The organism is Limosilactobacillus albertensis, from assembly GCF_014145555.1.
GTDB classification, from domain to species: Bacteria; Bacillota; Bacilli; order Lactobacillales; family Lactobacillaceae; genus Limosilactobacillus; species Limosilactobacillus albertensis.
Genome location: NZ_JACIVD010000062.1, coordinates 103,418 through 118,001, shown reverse-complemented (window position 1 = coordinate 118,001; position 14,584 = coordinate 103,418). Strand labels below are relative to the sequence as shown.

General features: G+C 39.5%; 14 protein-coding genes. 1 reads left to right on the top strand and 13 read right to left on the bottom strand.

All coding sequences use genetic code 11. The features are described 5' to 3' along the window. Window positions 1–93: 93 nt before the first annotated feature. From lepA to hrcA, 5 genes are all read right to left on the bottom strand, one after another. Entirely contained in the window at window positions 94–1,929 is a 1,836-nt protein-coding gene (gene lepA / locus H5S41_RS06055) for a translation elongation factor 4 (RefSeq protein ID WP_153709753.1), read from the bottom strand. 144 nt (window positions 1,930–2,073) lie between these two features. Continuing rightward, window positions 2,074–3,222: a molecular chaperone DnaJ gene (gene dnaJ, locus H5S41_RS06050; RefSeq protein ID WP_182602702.1), complete on the bottom strand. Its 1,149-nt coding sequence runs from the start codon at window positions 3,220–3,222 to the stop codon at window positions 2,074–2,076. Between the two features lie 125 nt (window positions 3,223–3,347). Continuing rightward, the gene (dnaK, locus tag H5S41_RS06045) at window positions 3,348–5,216 is read right to left on the bottom strand and encodes a molecular chaperone DnaK (RefSeq protein WP_182602701.1); all 1,869 of its coding nucleotides are present in this window, start codon (window positions 5,214–5,216) and stop codon (window positions 3,348–3,350) included. Window positions 5,217–5,240: 24 nt separating this feature from the next. Further along, a complete protein-coding gene (gene grpE / locus H5S41_RS06040; protein ID WP_153709756.1) occupies window positions 5,241–5,813 on the bottom strand; it encodes a nucleotide exchange factor GrpE in 573 nt (190 codons plus the stop codon). 12 nt (window positions 5,814–5,825) lie between these two features. After that, entirely contained in the window at window positions 5,826–6,878 is a 1,053-nt protein-coding gene (hrcA, locus tag H5S41_RS06035; RefSeq protein WP_182602700.1) for a heat-inducible transcriptional repressor HrcA, read from the bottom strand. Between the two features lie 118 nt (window positions 6,879–6,996). Here hrcA and H5S41_RS06030 point away from each other — a divergent pair, with 118 nt between their 5' ends. Next, window positions 6,997–7,368 carry a hypothetical protein gene (locus tag H5S41_RS06030; RefSeq protein ID WP_182602699.1) on the top strand — a complete coding sequence of 124 codons (372 nt, stop codon included), beginning with the start codon at window positions 6,997–6,999 and terminating at the stop codon, window positions 7,366–7,368. 66 nt (window positions 7,369–7,434) lie between these two features. On the opposite strand, the gene ribF is transcribed toward H5S41_RS06030, so the two are convergent. From ribF to rimP, 8 genes are all read right to left on the bottom strand, one after another. Beyond that, entirely contained in the window at window positions 7,435–8,379 is a 945-nt protein-coding gene (gene ribF, locus H5S41_RS06025) for a riboflavin biosynthesis protein RibF (RefSeq protein WP_182602698.1), read from the bottom strand. A gap of 14 nt (window positions 8,380–8,393) precedes the next feature. Further along, window positions 8,394–9,299, bottom strand: a complete 906-nt coding sequence (gene truB / locus H5S41_RS06020) for a tRNA pseudouridine(55) synthase TruB (RefSeq protein ID WP_182602697.1) — start codon at window positions 9,297–9,299, stop codon at window positions 8,394–8,396. 177 nt (window positions 9,300–9,476) lie between these two features. Beyond that, window positions 9,477–9,836, bottom strand: a complete 360-nt coding sequence (rbfA, locus tag H5S41_RS06015; RefSeq protein ID WP_153709761.1) for a 30S ribosome-binding factor RbfA — start codon at window positions 9,834–9,836, stop codon at window positions 9,477–9,479. 19 nt (window positions 9,837–9,855) lie between these two features. Continuing rightward, window positions 9,856–12,120: a translation initiation factor IF-2 gene (gene infB, locus H5S41_RS06010; protein ID WP_182597894.1), complete on the bottom strand. Its 2,265-nt coding sequence runs from the start codon at window positions 12,118–12,120 to the stop codon at window positions 9,856–9,858. A 13-nt stretch (window positions 12,121–12,133) separates the two neighbouring features. Then, window positions 12,134–12,445: a L7Ae/L30e/S12e/Gadd45 family ribosomal protein gene (locus H5S41_RS06005; protein ID WP_182602696.1), complete on the bottom strand. Its 312-nt coding sequence runs from the start codon at window positions 12,443–12,445 to the stop codon at window positions 12,134–12,136. Then, window positions 12,432–12,734: an RNase P modulator RnpM gene (rnpM, locus tag H5S41_RS06000; RefSeq protein ID WP_153709817.1), complete on the bottom strand. Its 303-nt coding sequence runs from the start codon at window positions 12,732–12,734 to the stop codon at window positions 12,432–12,434. The genes H5S41_RS06005 and rnpM overlap by 14 nt, the downstream gene beginning before the upstream one ends. A 36-nt stretch (window positions 12,735–12,770) precedes the next feature. Further along, a complete protein-coding gene (gene nusA, locus H5S41_RS05995) occupies window positions 12,771–13,964 on the bottom strand; it encodes a transcription termination factor NusA (RefSeq protein WP_182602695.1) in 1,194 nt (397 codons plus the stop codon). Between the two features lie 20 nt (window positions 13,965–13,984). Continuing rightward, on the bottom strand, window positions 13,985–14,458 hold the full coding sequence (gene rimP / locus H5S41_RS05990) for a ribosome maturation factor RimP (protein WP_153709765.1): 474 nt from the start codon (window positions 14,456–14,458) through the stop codon (window positions 13,985–13,987). Between the last annotated feature and the right edge of the window lie 126 nt (window positions 14,459–14,584).

Below are 14,584 nucleotides of genomic sequence, written 5' to 3'. Positions count from 1 at the left end.
TGTGGGCAAATGGTGGGCAAAATACTTTAATTGGTCTATAAATTGGTCTACTTTGTGAAATTTAGCAAGTTAGAAACGCCTTTACATCAACGTTTACTTCTCATCCAATTGCTCATCGGTCTTCAAAACGGCCATAAAGGCGGCCTGAGGAATATCAACTTTTCCAACAGCCTTCATTCGTTTCTTTCCTCGCTTTTGCTTATCTAATAATTTAGCACGCCGATCTGGATCACCAGTATGGATTCGTGCAGTAACATCTTTTCGATAAGCCTTAATATTAGTTCGTGCAATAATCTTAGAACCAATTGCAGCTTGAATTGGAATTTCAAAGTTTTGCCGTGGGATAATCTTCTTTAATTTAGCTGTAATTTCACGACCCCGTTCAGCCGCAAAATCACGGTGGGCAATGAAGCTTAATGCATCAACCTTATCTCCATTAAGCAAAATGTCGATCTTAACTAGGCTACTTGGTCGATAACCATCAATTTCATAGTCCAAAGAAGCATATCCACGAGTAGAACTCTTTAGTTTATCAAAAAAGTCAAAAATAATTTCTGATAAAGGAATATGATAAATAACGTTTACCCGCGTGTCACTTAGATATTCCATCGTATCAAAGTCCCCGCGTTTACGTTGGCATAATTCCATCACTGGCCCAACATAATCATTTGGTACCATGATTGATGCACGGACATACGGTTCTTTTATTGCCTTAATTGAGGAAGCATCAGGCATCTCAGCTGGATTTTCAACTTCCTTGGTCGTTCCATCCGCTAATTCAACATGGTAGGTAACAGATGGCGCGGTTGTAATTAAATCAAGATTAAATTCCCGTTCCAAACGTTCTTGAATGACATCCATGTGAAGCAATCCCAAGAAACCACAACGGAAACCAAAACCAAGTGCCTGTGATGATTCTGGTTCAAATGTTAACGCCGCATCATTAAGCTGAAGTTTTTCTAACGCATCACGCAAATCATTAAATTTAGCATTATCTGTTGGGTAAAGCCCTGCATATACCATTGGTGTCATTTGACGATAACCTTCTAAGGGTTTTTCAGTCGGATTATCTGCACTAGTAACGGTATCACCAACTCGGGTATCCTTAATGTCCTTTATTGCGGCAGTAATATAACCAACATCTCCCGCCATTAAGACATCACGGGCCAATGGTTTAGGCGAATTAATACCAACTTCAGCAACTTCATATTCAGTGCCCCCGTTCATTAACTTAATCCGATCGCCTTTCTTAACGGTTCCTTCTACTACCCGTACACTAAGTACCACCCCGCGGTAATCATCATATTTAGAGTCAAAAATAAGGGCTTTTAGTGGTGCAGTTAAGTCACCAGTTGGAGCTGGAACATCCTTTACAATTTTTTCAAGGACCTCATCAACGCCCATTCCCGTTTTTGCACTAATATCAACTGCCTCATCTGTATCGAGACCAATCTCATCTTCAATTTGTTTCTTAGTCCCCTCAGGATCTGCAGATGGTAAATCAATTTTGTTGATAACTGGCAGGATTTCAAGGTCATTATCAAGAGCTAAATAAACATTTGCGAGTGTTTGTGCCTCCACTCCCTGGGTAGCATCAACTACTAAGACCGCTCCTTCACAGGCAGCAAGCGAGCGTGACACCTCATAAGAGAAATCTACATGTCCTGGCGTATCGATTAAATGGAAAATATAGTCCTCACCATCTTTAGCATGGTACGTTAATGCCACCGCATTTAATTTAATTGTGATTCCTCGCTCTCGCTCTAATGGCATATCATCAAGAATCTGGTTTTTCATCTCACGTTTGCTAATTGAATCAGTCATTTCCAAAATTCGATCAGCAAGAGTTGATTTTCCATGATCGATATGGGCAACAATCGAGAAATTTCGAATGTGTTTTTGACGTTCTTTCATTTCTTCTAGGTTCATTTAAAAAGACTCACTTTCAACGAATATTCTTTATCTAGTATACCAAATCCCCGTTTACAATGGAAAAACTTCTACTAGATAACATAAGTAGGAAATACAAGAAGCAGAGAAAAAACTTAATCCTTCCCTGCTTCATAAAAGTATTTATTTATCCTCAAATGCATCACGTAGCTTATCAAGAACTGTCTTCTTAACACCCTTAACATTTTCACCACTAGCAGCTGCAAAAGCTAACATGGCTTCACGTTGGCGCTTGTTGAGGCTCTTAGGGGTTTTAACATGGACGGTAACATGTTCATCACCATTGCCATTACCGTTAAGATGAGGAACCCCTTTGCCACGTAATCGGAAATTAGTTTCTGACTGTGTACCAGCTGGAATCTTAAGATCTACATCCCCGTGAACAGTTTTAACTTTTACCTCGTCCCCCAATGCAGCCTGAGCAAACGAAATATCACGATCAACATAAATTGTGGAACCGTCACGACGGAATTCTCGACTTGGTGTTACACGGAAAACAATGTATAAGTCTCCAGCAGGACCACCATTTTCACCTGCATCGCCCTGGTGTTGAAGGCGCATTTGTTGCCCATCATCAACTCCAGCAGGAACTTTTACTTCGAGTTCATGCCGTTCATGAACATGGCCAGCACCATGACAAGTCTCACAACGATCTTCTGGTTTGATAATCTTCCCAGATCCGTTACACTCTGGACAAGTCGTTTGAGTCTGCATATTACCAAGCGGCGTTTGCCGAACACTGGTAATTACTCCAGCACCGTGACAACGAGGACAAGTTACCGGCGATTTACCTGGTTTGGCACCAGTACCATGACAAGTTTTACATTCTACATCACGATCATACTTAATAGTTGTAGTTTTACCAAAAACTGCATCCATAAAATCAAGTGTCATTGAATATTGTAAATCGCGTCCCTGACGTGGGGCAGTCGGGTCACGACGAGAACGGCCACCGCCACCGAAAAATTGGCTAAAGATGTCATCAAAGCCGCCACCAAAGTTAGAATATGCTTGACCACCGCCAAAGCCGCCGAAGCCTTGACCACCACCTTGAGGACCAGCCGATCCAAACTGGTCGTATTGAGCGCGCTTTTGACTATCGCTCAGTGTCTCATAGGCCTCATTAATCTTTTTAAATTTTTCTTCTGCACCAGGCTCGTGGTTAACATCTGGGTGGTATTTTGCCGCAAGCCGGCGATATGCACGCTTGATGTCTTTTTCGGATGCATCCTTAGAGACACCTAAAATGTCATAATAATCTTGTTCTGCCATATAAATACCTCATTATTTTATTGCTTGTTTAGTTATACCACAGCCAGCAAACGAAAGTAAAAGCCAAAGTCCTTTTTTCTGGCCTTTGGCTTTTACACTAACATTTTAAGACTGTTTACCGCAGGCTATTTCTTGTCGTCTGGTGTAACGTCCTTAAAATCACCATCAACAGTATTATCATCATTACCATTGTTGTTACCATTTTGTTGGTTATTACCACCAGGCTGACCATTAGCAGCACCGCCTTGGGCACCTTGAGCTTGTTGATAAAGCTTTACACTAAGATCTTGAATAACCTTATTTAAGGCATCTTTCTTTGACTTCATCTCATCAAGGTTACCACTTTCTTTAGCCTTCTTTAATTCATCACGAGCACTTTCAGCCTTTTTAATGTCATCTTCAGGAACCTTGCCCTTAACTTCTTTCAAAGTCTTATCAACTTGGAAGAGTTCTTGATCTACTTCATTCTTTAAGTCGACTTCTTCTTTCTTCTTCTTATCAGCTTCAGCGTGCTCTTCAGCATCTTTCTTCATTCGCTCAATTTCTTCATCACTTAAGCCGGAGTTAGACTTAATAGTAATGTTTTGCTTCTTATGAGTTCCTTGGTCTTCAGCTGAAACATTTACAATACCGTTTTTATCGATATCAAATGTAACCTTAATTTGAGGAACACCACGAGGAGCAGCAGGAATATCTGTTAATTGGAAATTACCTAACGTCTTATTATCTGCTGCCATTGGACGCTCACCTTGAAGAACATGAATATCAACAGCTGGTTGGTTATCAGCGGCAGTTGAGAAGATTTGACTCTTTGAAGTAGGAATAGTTGTATTACGATCAATTAATTTAGTGAATACACCACCCATAGTTTCAATACCAAGTGAAAGTGGCGTAACATCAAGTAAAACAACATCCTTAACGTCACCAGTAAGGACACCACCTTGAATGGCAGCACCTAAGGCAACGGCTTCATCAGGGTTAATTGAGTGGTTAGGTTCCTTGCCCGTTAATTCCTTAACCATTTCTTGAACAGCAGGGATACGAGTAGAACCACCATTTAAGATAACTTCATCAATGTCATCAAAAGTAAGATCTGCATCCTTCAAAGCATTTAGTACTGGTTGTTTTGTTCGTTCAACTAAGTCATTAGTTAATTGGTTAAATTGTGCCCGACTTAAGGTCTTTTCCAAGTGTAATGGGCCATTTTCACCAGCAGAGATAAATGGTAAGCTAATTTGAGCTTCCTGAACACCAGACAAGTCTTTCTTAGCCTTTTCAGCAGCGTCCTTTAGTCGTTGAAGAGCCATCTTATCTTGAGATAGGTCAACACCGTGTTCTTCTTTGAAACCAGCAATTAACCAGTCCATAATCTTTTGGTCAAAGTCATCCCCACCTAAATGAGTATCACCATTAGTGGAAAGTACTTGGAAGACACCATCACCTAATTCAAGAATAGAAACATCAAACGTTCCACCACCAAGGTCGTAAACAAGGATCTTTTCATCTTTGTCCTTCTTATCAAGACCATAAGCTAATGATGAAGCAGTTGGTTCGTTGATAATCCGCTTAACATCTAAACCAGCAATCTTACCAGCATCTTTAGTGGCTTGCCGTTGTGCGTCGTTAAAGTATGCAGGAACAGTAATAACTGCTTGGGTAACCGTATCACCAATGTAATCTTCAGCATACTTCTTAATGTATTGCAAGATCATTGCTGAAATTTCTTGTGGTGTGTACTTCTTGCCATCAACTTCAACAGTATAGCCTGCTTCACCCATGTGACTCTTGATGGATGAGATCGTGTTAGGGTTAGTAATTGCTTGCCGCTTTGCTACTTCCCCAACCTGGGTTTCACCGTTTTTAAATGAAACAACAGATGGTGTCGTCCGACTTCCTTCTGGGTTGGTGATAATCTTAGGTTCATTACCTTCCATAACAGCAACCGCAGAGTTAGTAGTACCTAAATCAATACCAATAATCTTATTACTTGCCATAATTTAATTCCTTCTCTCACTAATTTATTGAGCTACAACTACCATTGCAGGGCGTAGTACCCGATCCTTTAGTTGATATCCAGCTTGAAGAACATTAACAACTGTTTCAGGACTTTGACCTTCTTCAACCGGAACAGTTTGGACTGCCTGATGAAGGGTCGGATCAAATGTTTCGCCATCAGCTTTAATTTCAGTAATACCGTGATCATTTAGTGCTTTTACTAGATGATCATGAACCATTTGAATACCCTTTTTTAGTTGTTTACCGTTATCATCAACAACTTCAATTGCTAATGCCCGCTTAAGATTGTCAAGAACAGGTAAAATTGACTTTGCTAAATCCTGACCATCATATTTAAGGATTTGGGCCCGTTCTTTATTAAAACGGTTTGTCATATTTTGAATTTCTGCTTCTGCTCGCAAATACTTGTCATCTTTATCAGCAAGCTGTTTCTTCAAACTAGCAATTTCTTCTTTTAATTTTGAAGTTTGATCTAATTTTTCATTAGAATCATCTTTTTTTGTTTCTTTCTTTGGTGCCTTTTCATTTTCAGCAACCGTTTGTTTTTGTTGATCTTCTTGTTTTTCTTTGGCCAATTAACTCGCCTCCTATGAATCATAATAGTGACGGTAGAAATCTAACAACCGTTTGGCTAATTCCTGTCGAAAAGCATTTACAATTCCGATTGTTCTGGAATACGGCATTCGTGTTGGTCCAAGGACTGCAATAATCCCTCGACCATACTGTTCAACGTTATAGCTTGCTGTAATTAAACTATAATCATCTAGCAGCTTATTCTTAGAAATTTCTTGACCGATTTTAACATTAACTCCATTATCTGACGAAAGAGTAGAATCAAGAATATTTGATAAATTATCATTTTTATCTAGCAGTCCGTACAAAGATTGAATAACATGGGGATCATGCGTACTTGCGAAATCAAGCAAGTTTAACCGTCCGCCAACAAAAAATCTTTCACGTGCTGCTTGGGATAAAACATTATCAAAAATATCAAGAAAGCCATCAGGACTATGCATATAATGCAAAACCCGCAACGGAATATCATCTTTTAGTCGTTTCACTACTTCAGACAGTGGAAGCCCAACCAACTGATCATTAATCATCCTGATAACGGCTTGCATTGCATCAGTATCAATGTCTGGTGGCAAAGTGAATGATTGATTCTCAACTTCGCCACTATCAGTTACAAGAATAGCAATCACTTTATGATTACCAAGTGGAACTACTCGAAAACCGCTTAACCGAACGCTTTCTTGTTCTGGTTTTAAAGTAAATGCAGTATATGAAGTTAAGTTTGATAAGATATCTGCCGAGTGCGAAATAATCTCGTCAATCTTTTGGAAGCCGGTTCCAAGTGAGTTTTGAATAACAACCAGATCATTATCCGTAACTGCCTGTGGATCAAGCAAATTATCTACATAATATCGATAACCGCGCTTTGATGGAACCCGACCTGACGAAGAGTGCTCTTTTAAGATCAAATCATTGTCTTCTAAAACTGCCATCTCATTACGGACAGTCGCTGAACTGACCTTAAAAGGCAACTTTTCTGCTAAATGTTTTGATCCGACTGGTTGACCAGTCGAGGTATATTGACGTACAATCGCTTGCAGAATCTTTTTCTGACGTTGTGTTAGCATTGAATATCACTTCCCCTTTTAGCACTCATTAGGGTCAAGTGCTAAACACACTGTATAATATACCAATTACCACCCTAAAAGTCAAGAAACGTCAAACAATTTTTTAAGGAGAGTATCCATGAAACATAAAGACCAGCGCTATATCCAGCCACAGAATACAAAAGAAGCAATGATAATAATTCAAAAACTGTTTAATAAATACCGTAACGCTCCATTAACTAATGAACTGCTAGAATATCATAACAATCTTATTTATCGTCTCCAGTCAGATATAAAGGATGCTGCCATTAAGGAAAATAATCTCGGACAGCTAAAAGCCCTTAACTCAATGACAGATATTATGCGGAACTGGACGGCTGCCCGCCTAAATGGAAAGCCTTTCAATGGTAAAATGCGTCACTTTAAATTAGTTACTGATGGCGGATTTAAGTTTGAACGAAATATTCATAAAATTAATCAGACAACCAATCATCATAGCAGTCGGCATTAATTACAAAAAGAGGTTTGAAAAGTTAGCCTACATATTTATGGGCAGCAAATTCAAACCTCTTTTCCTTTATATTTTACTTAATTTGCGACGGGCGTCATGTTCATCACGTTTCATTTGTGCTACTAACGCATCGGCACCATCAAATTTCTTTTCGCCACGTAAATACTTATACCAACGCACAACTACCTCTTCACCATATACCATTTGTTGAAAATCAAAGAGATAAATTTCCACGGTAAGCTGGTTTCCATCGCCAAAAGTAATGTTATGACCAACGCTAGCCATACCTTTATACCATTTACCGCCAATTTTGACAGTTACAGCATAAACACCAATTCCGGGAAGACGCTCTTCTTGAGGGTGCTCAACGTTAATAGTGGGAAAGCCAAGGGTCCGTCCACGAGCAAGACCATGAACTACTAGACCAGTCGTTTGGTAAGTATATCCTAGTTCCCCATTAGCAGCTTCAACTTTGCCGTTATCAATCAGTTGACGAATTTCACGTGAACCGACTTTTTCTTGCGTTCCATCCTCAGTAAATTTAGGAACTGTTACTACTTCAAACCGCCCAGCAGCATATTTAGGCAATAAGACCATTGATGCTTCTTCTGCTTCCCCATAGGTATGATCAAAGCCAGCGACAACTGTTTGAGCATGAAAGCTAACAAGATACTGGTCTACAAACTGTTGAGGTGTCAAGCTGGCAAAAGATGACGTAAAACTAATTAAATAAACAAGGTCAACCCCTAATTTATCTAACAATTCTAATTTTCGATTTACTGTCGATAAATACTTAAAACCACCCTTATATTGACGGTAAACCACTCCAGGCGCATGGTCATATGTCAAAACCGCTAAGGGCAATCCCTTTTCATGAGCAATTTCACGAGCACGAGCAATTACTGCTTGGTGACCGCGATGAACACCATCAAAAAAGCCCATCGCAAGAACAATTGGCCCTGCTGGAATCATTTTTTTATCAAAGGGATGGTGAATTTTAATAACTTGCAACTCTTACACTCTCCTCAATTAACTGCGAACATTTTAGTTGGTTTATACATATTATTTTTAGGATCTAAATGATATAGTGCTTTTACTTGTCCATCAAATAATAACACAATTTCATTTTCACCAGTATTAAGTTCACTTGGCGCAAGCCAGCCCCCATTTTGAACCTTTTTCCACTGTTCTGTTTGAAGAGTTAACTGTGGATAGTCCTTTAAGGCATAATCCAATGGATACATATATTGTTGCAAAGTTTGTGTAGCTACTGCATCTCGCACATCATCTAAGCTTAGTGTTTGATCCAATGTAAATCCGCCGCTTTTTAATCGGGTTAATAAACTCATTACGCCCGGATAACCTAATTGACGGGCAAGTTCAACAACCAGCGTTCGAATATAGGTTCCCTTGCTACATTCAACATTAAAGCGAATTCGTTGCTGTTTATTTTCTTTATCATATTTTGAACTAAGCAGCTCAAATTTATTTATTTTAACTTGGCGTTTAGGTCGGTCAACAGTTTCACCGGCACGCGCATATTCGTACAACTTTTTGCCATTTACTTTTACAGCAGAGTACATCGGTGGAATTTGGGTAATCTGACCAGTAAGATTATTCATAGCTGCGACAATTTTATTCGTTGGAATCTCGTTTTCAACCGTTTTCTCCGCAACCTTTTCACCATCAAGGTCTTGAGTAGTGGTTGCAAAACCAATTAATAATTCTCCTTGGTATTGTTTTCCAGAACTCATTAAATAGTCGACTACCTTTGTTGCGTTGCCAACACAAATTGGTAAAACACCTGCAACCCCTGGATCAAGGGTTCCCGAATGACCAATTTTTTTAGTTTTCAAAATTTGGCGTAGTCGACTAACACAAGCGAAACTAGTCATACCACGTTCTTTATATAAAGGGATTATTCCGTCCATCATTATTCCTCCAAAAGGGGAGCGTGATCGCCGTCATAAGTGGCTTTGTTCTCACGCCCAACGATCACAAATAGGCATCTAGAGTTCGACTTTACCGGACTTTAGATGCCATTTGTATACCGCGTTGTTCACTTTTATATCATTAATAGAGCCTATGTCACAACTCTTTTTTACTAATTATTTTTCCTTTTTGTGTAAGTCGTTAATGAGTTGATCAATCCGACTACCATAAGCAACTGATGGGTCTTTTACAAATTTAATTTCCGGAGTCTTGAAAATATTAAGACGTGCGCCTAACTCACTCCGAATCAGACCAGTTGCCTTATCTAATCCCGCTTGTGCTTTTTCAGCATCTGAAGCAAGATCGGACAAAATACTATAGTAAATAGTTGCTTGCTGGAGATCACCAGTAACATCCACACCTGTAATTGTAACATTTTGCACACGTGGATCACGAACGCGCTTTAACAAGATTTCATCAACGTCTTTTTGAATTTCTTGAGCTAAACGATCTACTCGATATTGTTTACTTGGCATCTTTATCTCTCCCTCAGCTTTACTTAACAGGAACTTCCTTCATCTTGTAGGCTTCAATAACATCCATTTCCTTGATGTCATTATAGTTTTCAATAGTTAAACCACATTCATAACCTTGTTTAACTTCTTTAACATCATCTTTGAAGCGTTTAAGACTACCTAGTTCCCCTTCATAAATAACAACACCATCACGAACTAATCGTACCTTTGCATCACGGGTAATCTTACCAGAAGTAACCATTCCCCCAGCAATTGTTCCGATCTTAGAAGCCTTATAGATTTGCCGTACTTCAACTTGACCAATTGTTTCTTCTTTGTAAACTGGTTCAAGCATTCCCTTCATCGCATCTTCAACTTCTTCGATTGCATCGTAGATAACACGATGAAGACGGATATCAATACTATTAGAATCAGCTAGTGTTTTAGCTACAGCTGTTGGCCGAACGTTAAATCCAATGATAACCGCGTTAGATGCTTCAGCTAAAGTAACATCGCTTTGATTAATTGCACCAACTGCTTGGTGAATAATATCAACTCGAACACCATCAACTTTAATCTTTTGAAGGCTCTGGCTTAATGCCTCAACAGATCCTTGAACATCTGCCTTAATAATAATTGGCAGTGTCTTCATTTGACCTTTCTTCATTGTAGCAAATAGGTTATCCAATGTTACATGGGAAGTCTTTTGACGTTCTTTATCCATAGCCCGCTTAGCACGCTCTTCACCAGCGGCACGGGCAGTCTTTTCGTCATCAAAGACAACAAAACGATCCCCGGCTTCAGGGACTTCATTTAACCCCGTAATTTCGACAGGTGTGGATGGAGTAGCTTCTTTAATCCGCCGACCATTTTCGTTAGTCATTGTCCGAACACGACCAAATGTATTACCAACAACAATTGGGTCTCCAACATGAAGTGTCCCTTGTTGAACCAAAATAGTTGCAACAGACCCACGACCTTGGTCAAGCCGAGCTTCAACAACTGAACCAGCTGCATTTTGATCTGGGTTAGCTTTAAGTTCCATCATTTCCGCTTGGAGGAGAATCATATCAAGCAATTCATCAAGGTTCTTGCCAAACTTAGCAGAAATCTTAACAAAAATAGTGTCACCACCCCAGTCTTCTGGGATTAAGTTATACTTGGCTAATTCTTCAGTTACACGGTCTGGATTAGCACCGGGCTTATCAATCTTGTTAACTGCAACAATAATCGGTGTTTCAGCTGCTTGTGCGTGGTGAATAGCTTCGACAGTTTGCGGCATAACACCATCATCAGCTGCCACAACTAAAACGGTGATATCCGTAATATTAGCTCCCCGCGCACGCATTTCAGTGAAGGCCGCATGACCTGGTGTATCAAGGAACGTAATTAAATGGTCGTTATAATGTACTTGGTAGGCACCAATTTCCTGCGTAATTCCCCCGGCTTCATGTTCAGTAACATGAGAATGACGTAACTTATCAAGCAAGGTAGTCTTACCATGGTCAACGTGTCCCATTACAGTAACAACTGCAGGACGTGAAACTTGATTTTCAGTATTATTCTGCTCATCTTCAAACATCTTATCGATATCTGAAACATCGACTTGAACCTTTTCTTTAGCTTCAATACCGTAATCAGTTGCTAATAATTCAATAGTATCCTTATCAAGTGACTGATTTTGATTAATCATTACACCGAGCATAAATAGTTTTTTAACAATTTCAGCTGGGGACCGGTGTAAAATTTTTCCTAAGTCTTGAGCATTCATTCCATCGGTATATTCTAATACTTCTGGAAGCGGCTTATCCTTACGTTGCGTAGGCTGCTTATGAGCTACTTCCTTTAGCCGCTTATTCTTATTGTGCTTTTTGTTTTTCTTATTCTTCTTATTAAATCGTTTGCCGTTACGACCTTGATCGTTATTCAAGCTACCGCCGAAACGACCGCCCTTATTGTTTTGATGTTGATGATTATCTGACGTCCCACCATTGTTCTGGTGGTTATTTTTCTTTTGGGGACGATCATTTTGCGTCTTGTCTTGATGTTGACCACCATGATTTTGTGCATGGTGATTATTTTGCTTGTTATTATTGCTACTATGTGGCTTTTGCTTAGTAGCTTGTTGCTTGTTAGTTGGTTTTTGTCCGCCACTTGCAAGTTGACGTAATTGTTGTGCCTGATCTGGGGTAACAGAAGACATGTGACTTTTAACTCCCATCCCTTGTTGATTAGCCATATTAACTAAGTCCTTGCTAGGCATTTTTAATTCCTTAGCTAATTCATAAATTCGTTCCTTAGCCATATGCTCACGCTCCTTATTTCATCGTTAGTAGTTCCTCAAACTTTCTTGCAAAACCTGATTGCATCACACAAAAAACGGTTCGTGATTGTCCCGTCGCCTGACTGAGCTGGTTCCTTGTAAAGTCTGTTGAGAAAGGAATACTGTAAAACTTACATTTATCAGTAATTTTCTTAGCACTTGCCCTTCCTGCATCAGATGCGAGGAACACAAACTTTGCCTTTTTAGTTTGAATATTTTTTAAAACGATCTCTTCACCGCTCTGGAGTTGCCGTGCTCGTCGGGCAATTCCTAATAGGTTTAAAACCGATTGTTTATTTTTGATCATTGCCAAATAACTTTTGCCGTGCCTGTAAGTGATCAGCATACTTGATTAATTCATCATAGAATGATTCATCTAGTTGAACATGAAAGGCCTTTTCAAAAGTTTTTTCTTTCTTAGCACGTTTTGCAATTTCAACGTCAACTGCAACATATGCACCACGGCCAGGCTTTTTACCAGTTGGGTCTAAGGAAACCTCATCTTCCTTATTTTTTACTACCCGAATTAACTGTCGCTTAGGCATCATTTCACCAGTAACAATGTCTTTACGCATCGGTATTTTTCTCTTTTTCATCATTTTCACCCCGCTGCTTAATAATTACTTTAATAGTTAGTCTTCACTGTTCTCTGCGTCTTCTTCTGAATCAGCCATTGGTTCATCTTCAGCTGCTTGGTCACTTTCTGCCATTTCAGAAGCTGATTTAATATCAATCTTATACTTGGTCAACCGTGCAGCTAATCGTGCATTTTGTCCCCGTTTACCAATTGCTAATGATAGCTGGTTATCCGGTACAACTACTGTGCATGAACGTTCAGCTTGCTCTTCACCGTCTTCTTCTGTCGTACTGTCTTCAGTATCGGTTGCCGGCTTATCCTCATTAAAAATAACGTCTAATACTTCAGCTGGGTTCAAAGCATTTGCAATAAACTCAGCAGGATCCTTAACATATTCAACAATATCCATGTTTTCGCCATCAAGTTCATTAACAATTGCTTGAACACGCGAACCACGTGGGCCTACACAGGTACCGACAGGATCAACATTCGGATCATTTGAGTACACAGCCACTTTAGCACGATCTCCAGCTTCGCGAGCAATATTTTCAATTAAGACAGTTCCGTCCTTAATTTCAGGTACTTCACGCTCAAATAATCGCTTTAATAATTCGGGGGCTGTTCGACTAACAAAGATTTGCGGACCACGCCGATCGTCATTTACTTTTGTTACATAAACTTGGATACGATCATGAACCCGGTAATGCTCATTAGGCATCTTATCTCTAAAGCCCATCGCACCTTCTACTCCGTCTCCTAAGTCAACATATGTAAAGCGCTTATCTTCACGAGAAACTTCTCCCGTAATAATTTCATTTTCATATGTCTTGTACTTATCGTAAATAATCTTTCGTTCTTCTTCACGAAGGCGTTGCATTACGACTTGCTTTGCGGTTTGAGCAGCAATTCGTCCAAAGTCACGGGGAGTAACTTCTTCACGAATCTCGTCACCAATATCATACCCTTGACCATGGGGAAGTTTACGTGCATCGGCTAAACTCATAAATTCGTTACTATCCGCTTCAACCGCTTCTTCATCATCAGTAATTGTTTTTACGGCATACACTTTAATATTGCCAGTAAGAGAATTAAATTCTACTTCGACATTTTTATCACCGTAATTTTGCTTATAGGCGGACTCTAAAGCCTGCTCCAATGCTTCAATAACAATTTCTTTTTTGATACCCTTTTCTTTTTCAAGATAATCTAGGGCGCCAATCATTTCAGTATTAATCTTTGGCTTACTCAACTTTTGACACTCCTTTAATGCTAGAATTTAATCGCTAATCGGGCTTGTGCAATTTTTTTACGATCAATCGTAATCTGCCGATGGCGAGTCTTATCTAAGTAATCTAACGTAATCTCTTTTTCTGATAATTGCGTCAGTGTACCTTCATAAACTTTTTGACCATTAATCTGTTGGTAAAGAGAAATGTGAATGTAATGATCAATTGCCCGCTGATAGTCTTCTTCTTTCTTAAGCGGACGTTCTGCACCTGGTGAAGATACCTCTAAAAAGTAAGCCTGTGGGATTGGATCAGGTTCAACATTGTCTAATGCCTCACTTAATTCATCACTAACAATAGCACAGTCTTCAAGTGTAATTCCGCCGTCCTTATCAATGTAAACGCGGAGGTACCAGCTCTTACCTTCTTTTACAAATTCTAAATCATACAAGTAAAAATCATGGTCTTGTAAAATCGGCGTTACAAGATCTGTTACAGTTTCTACAACACTGCTCAAACGTGTCACCTCCATTATTTGCAATAAAAAGAGCGAGCATCTCTGCTCACTCCCACGAGTTATTTACCATAATTTATTGTAGCATGTAACTTGTTTACTGGCAAGTAATGAAGCTTTCTTTCAAAT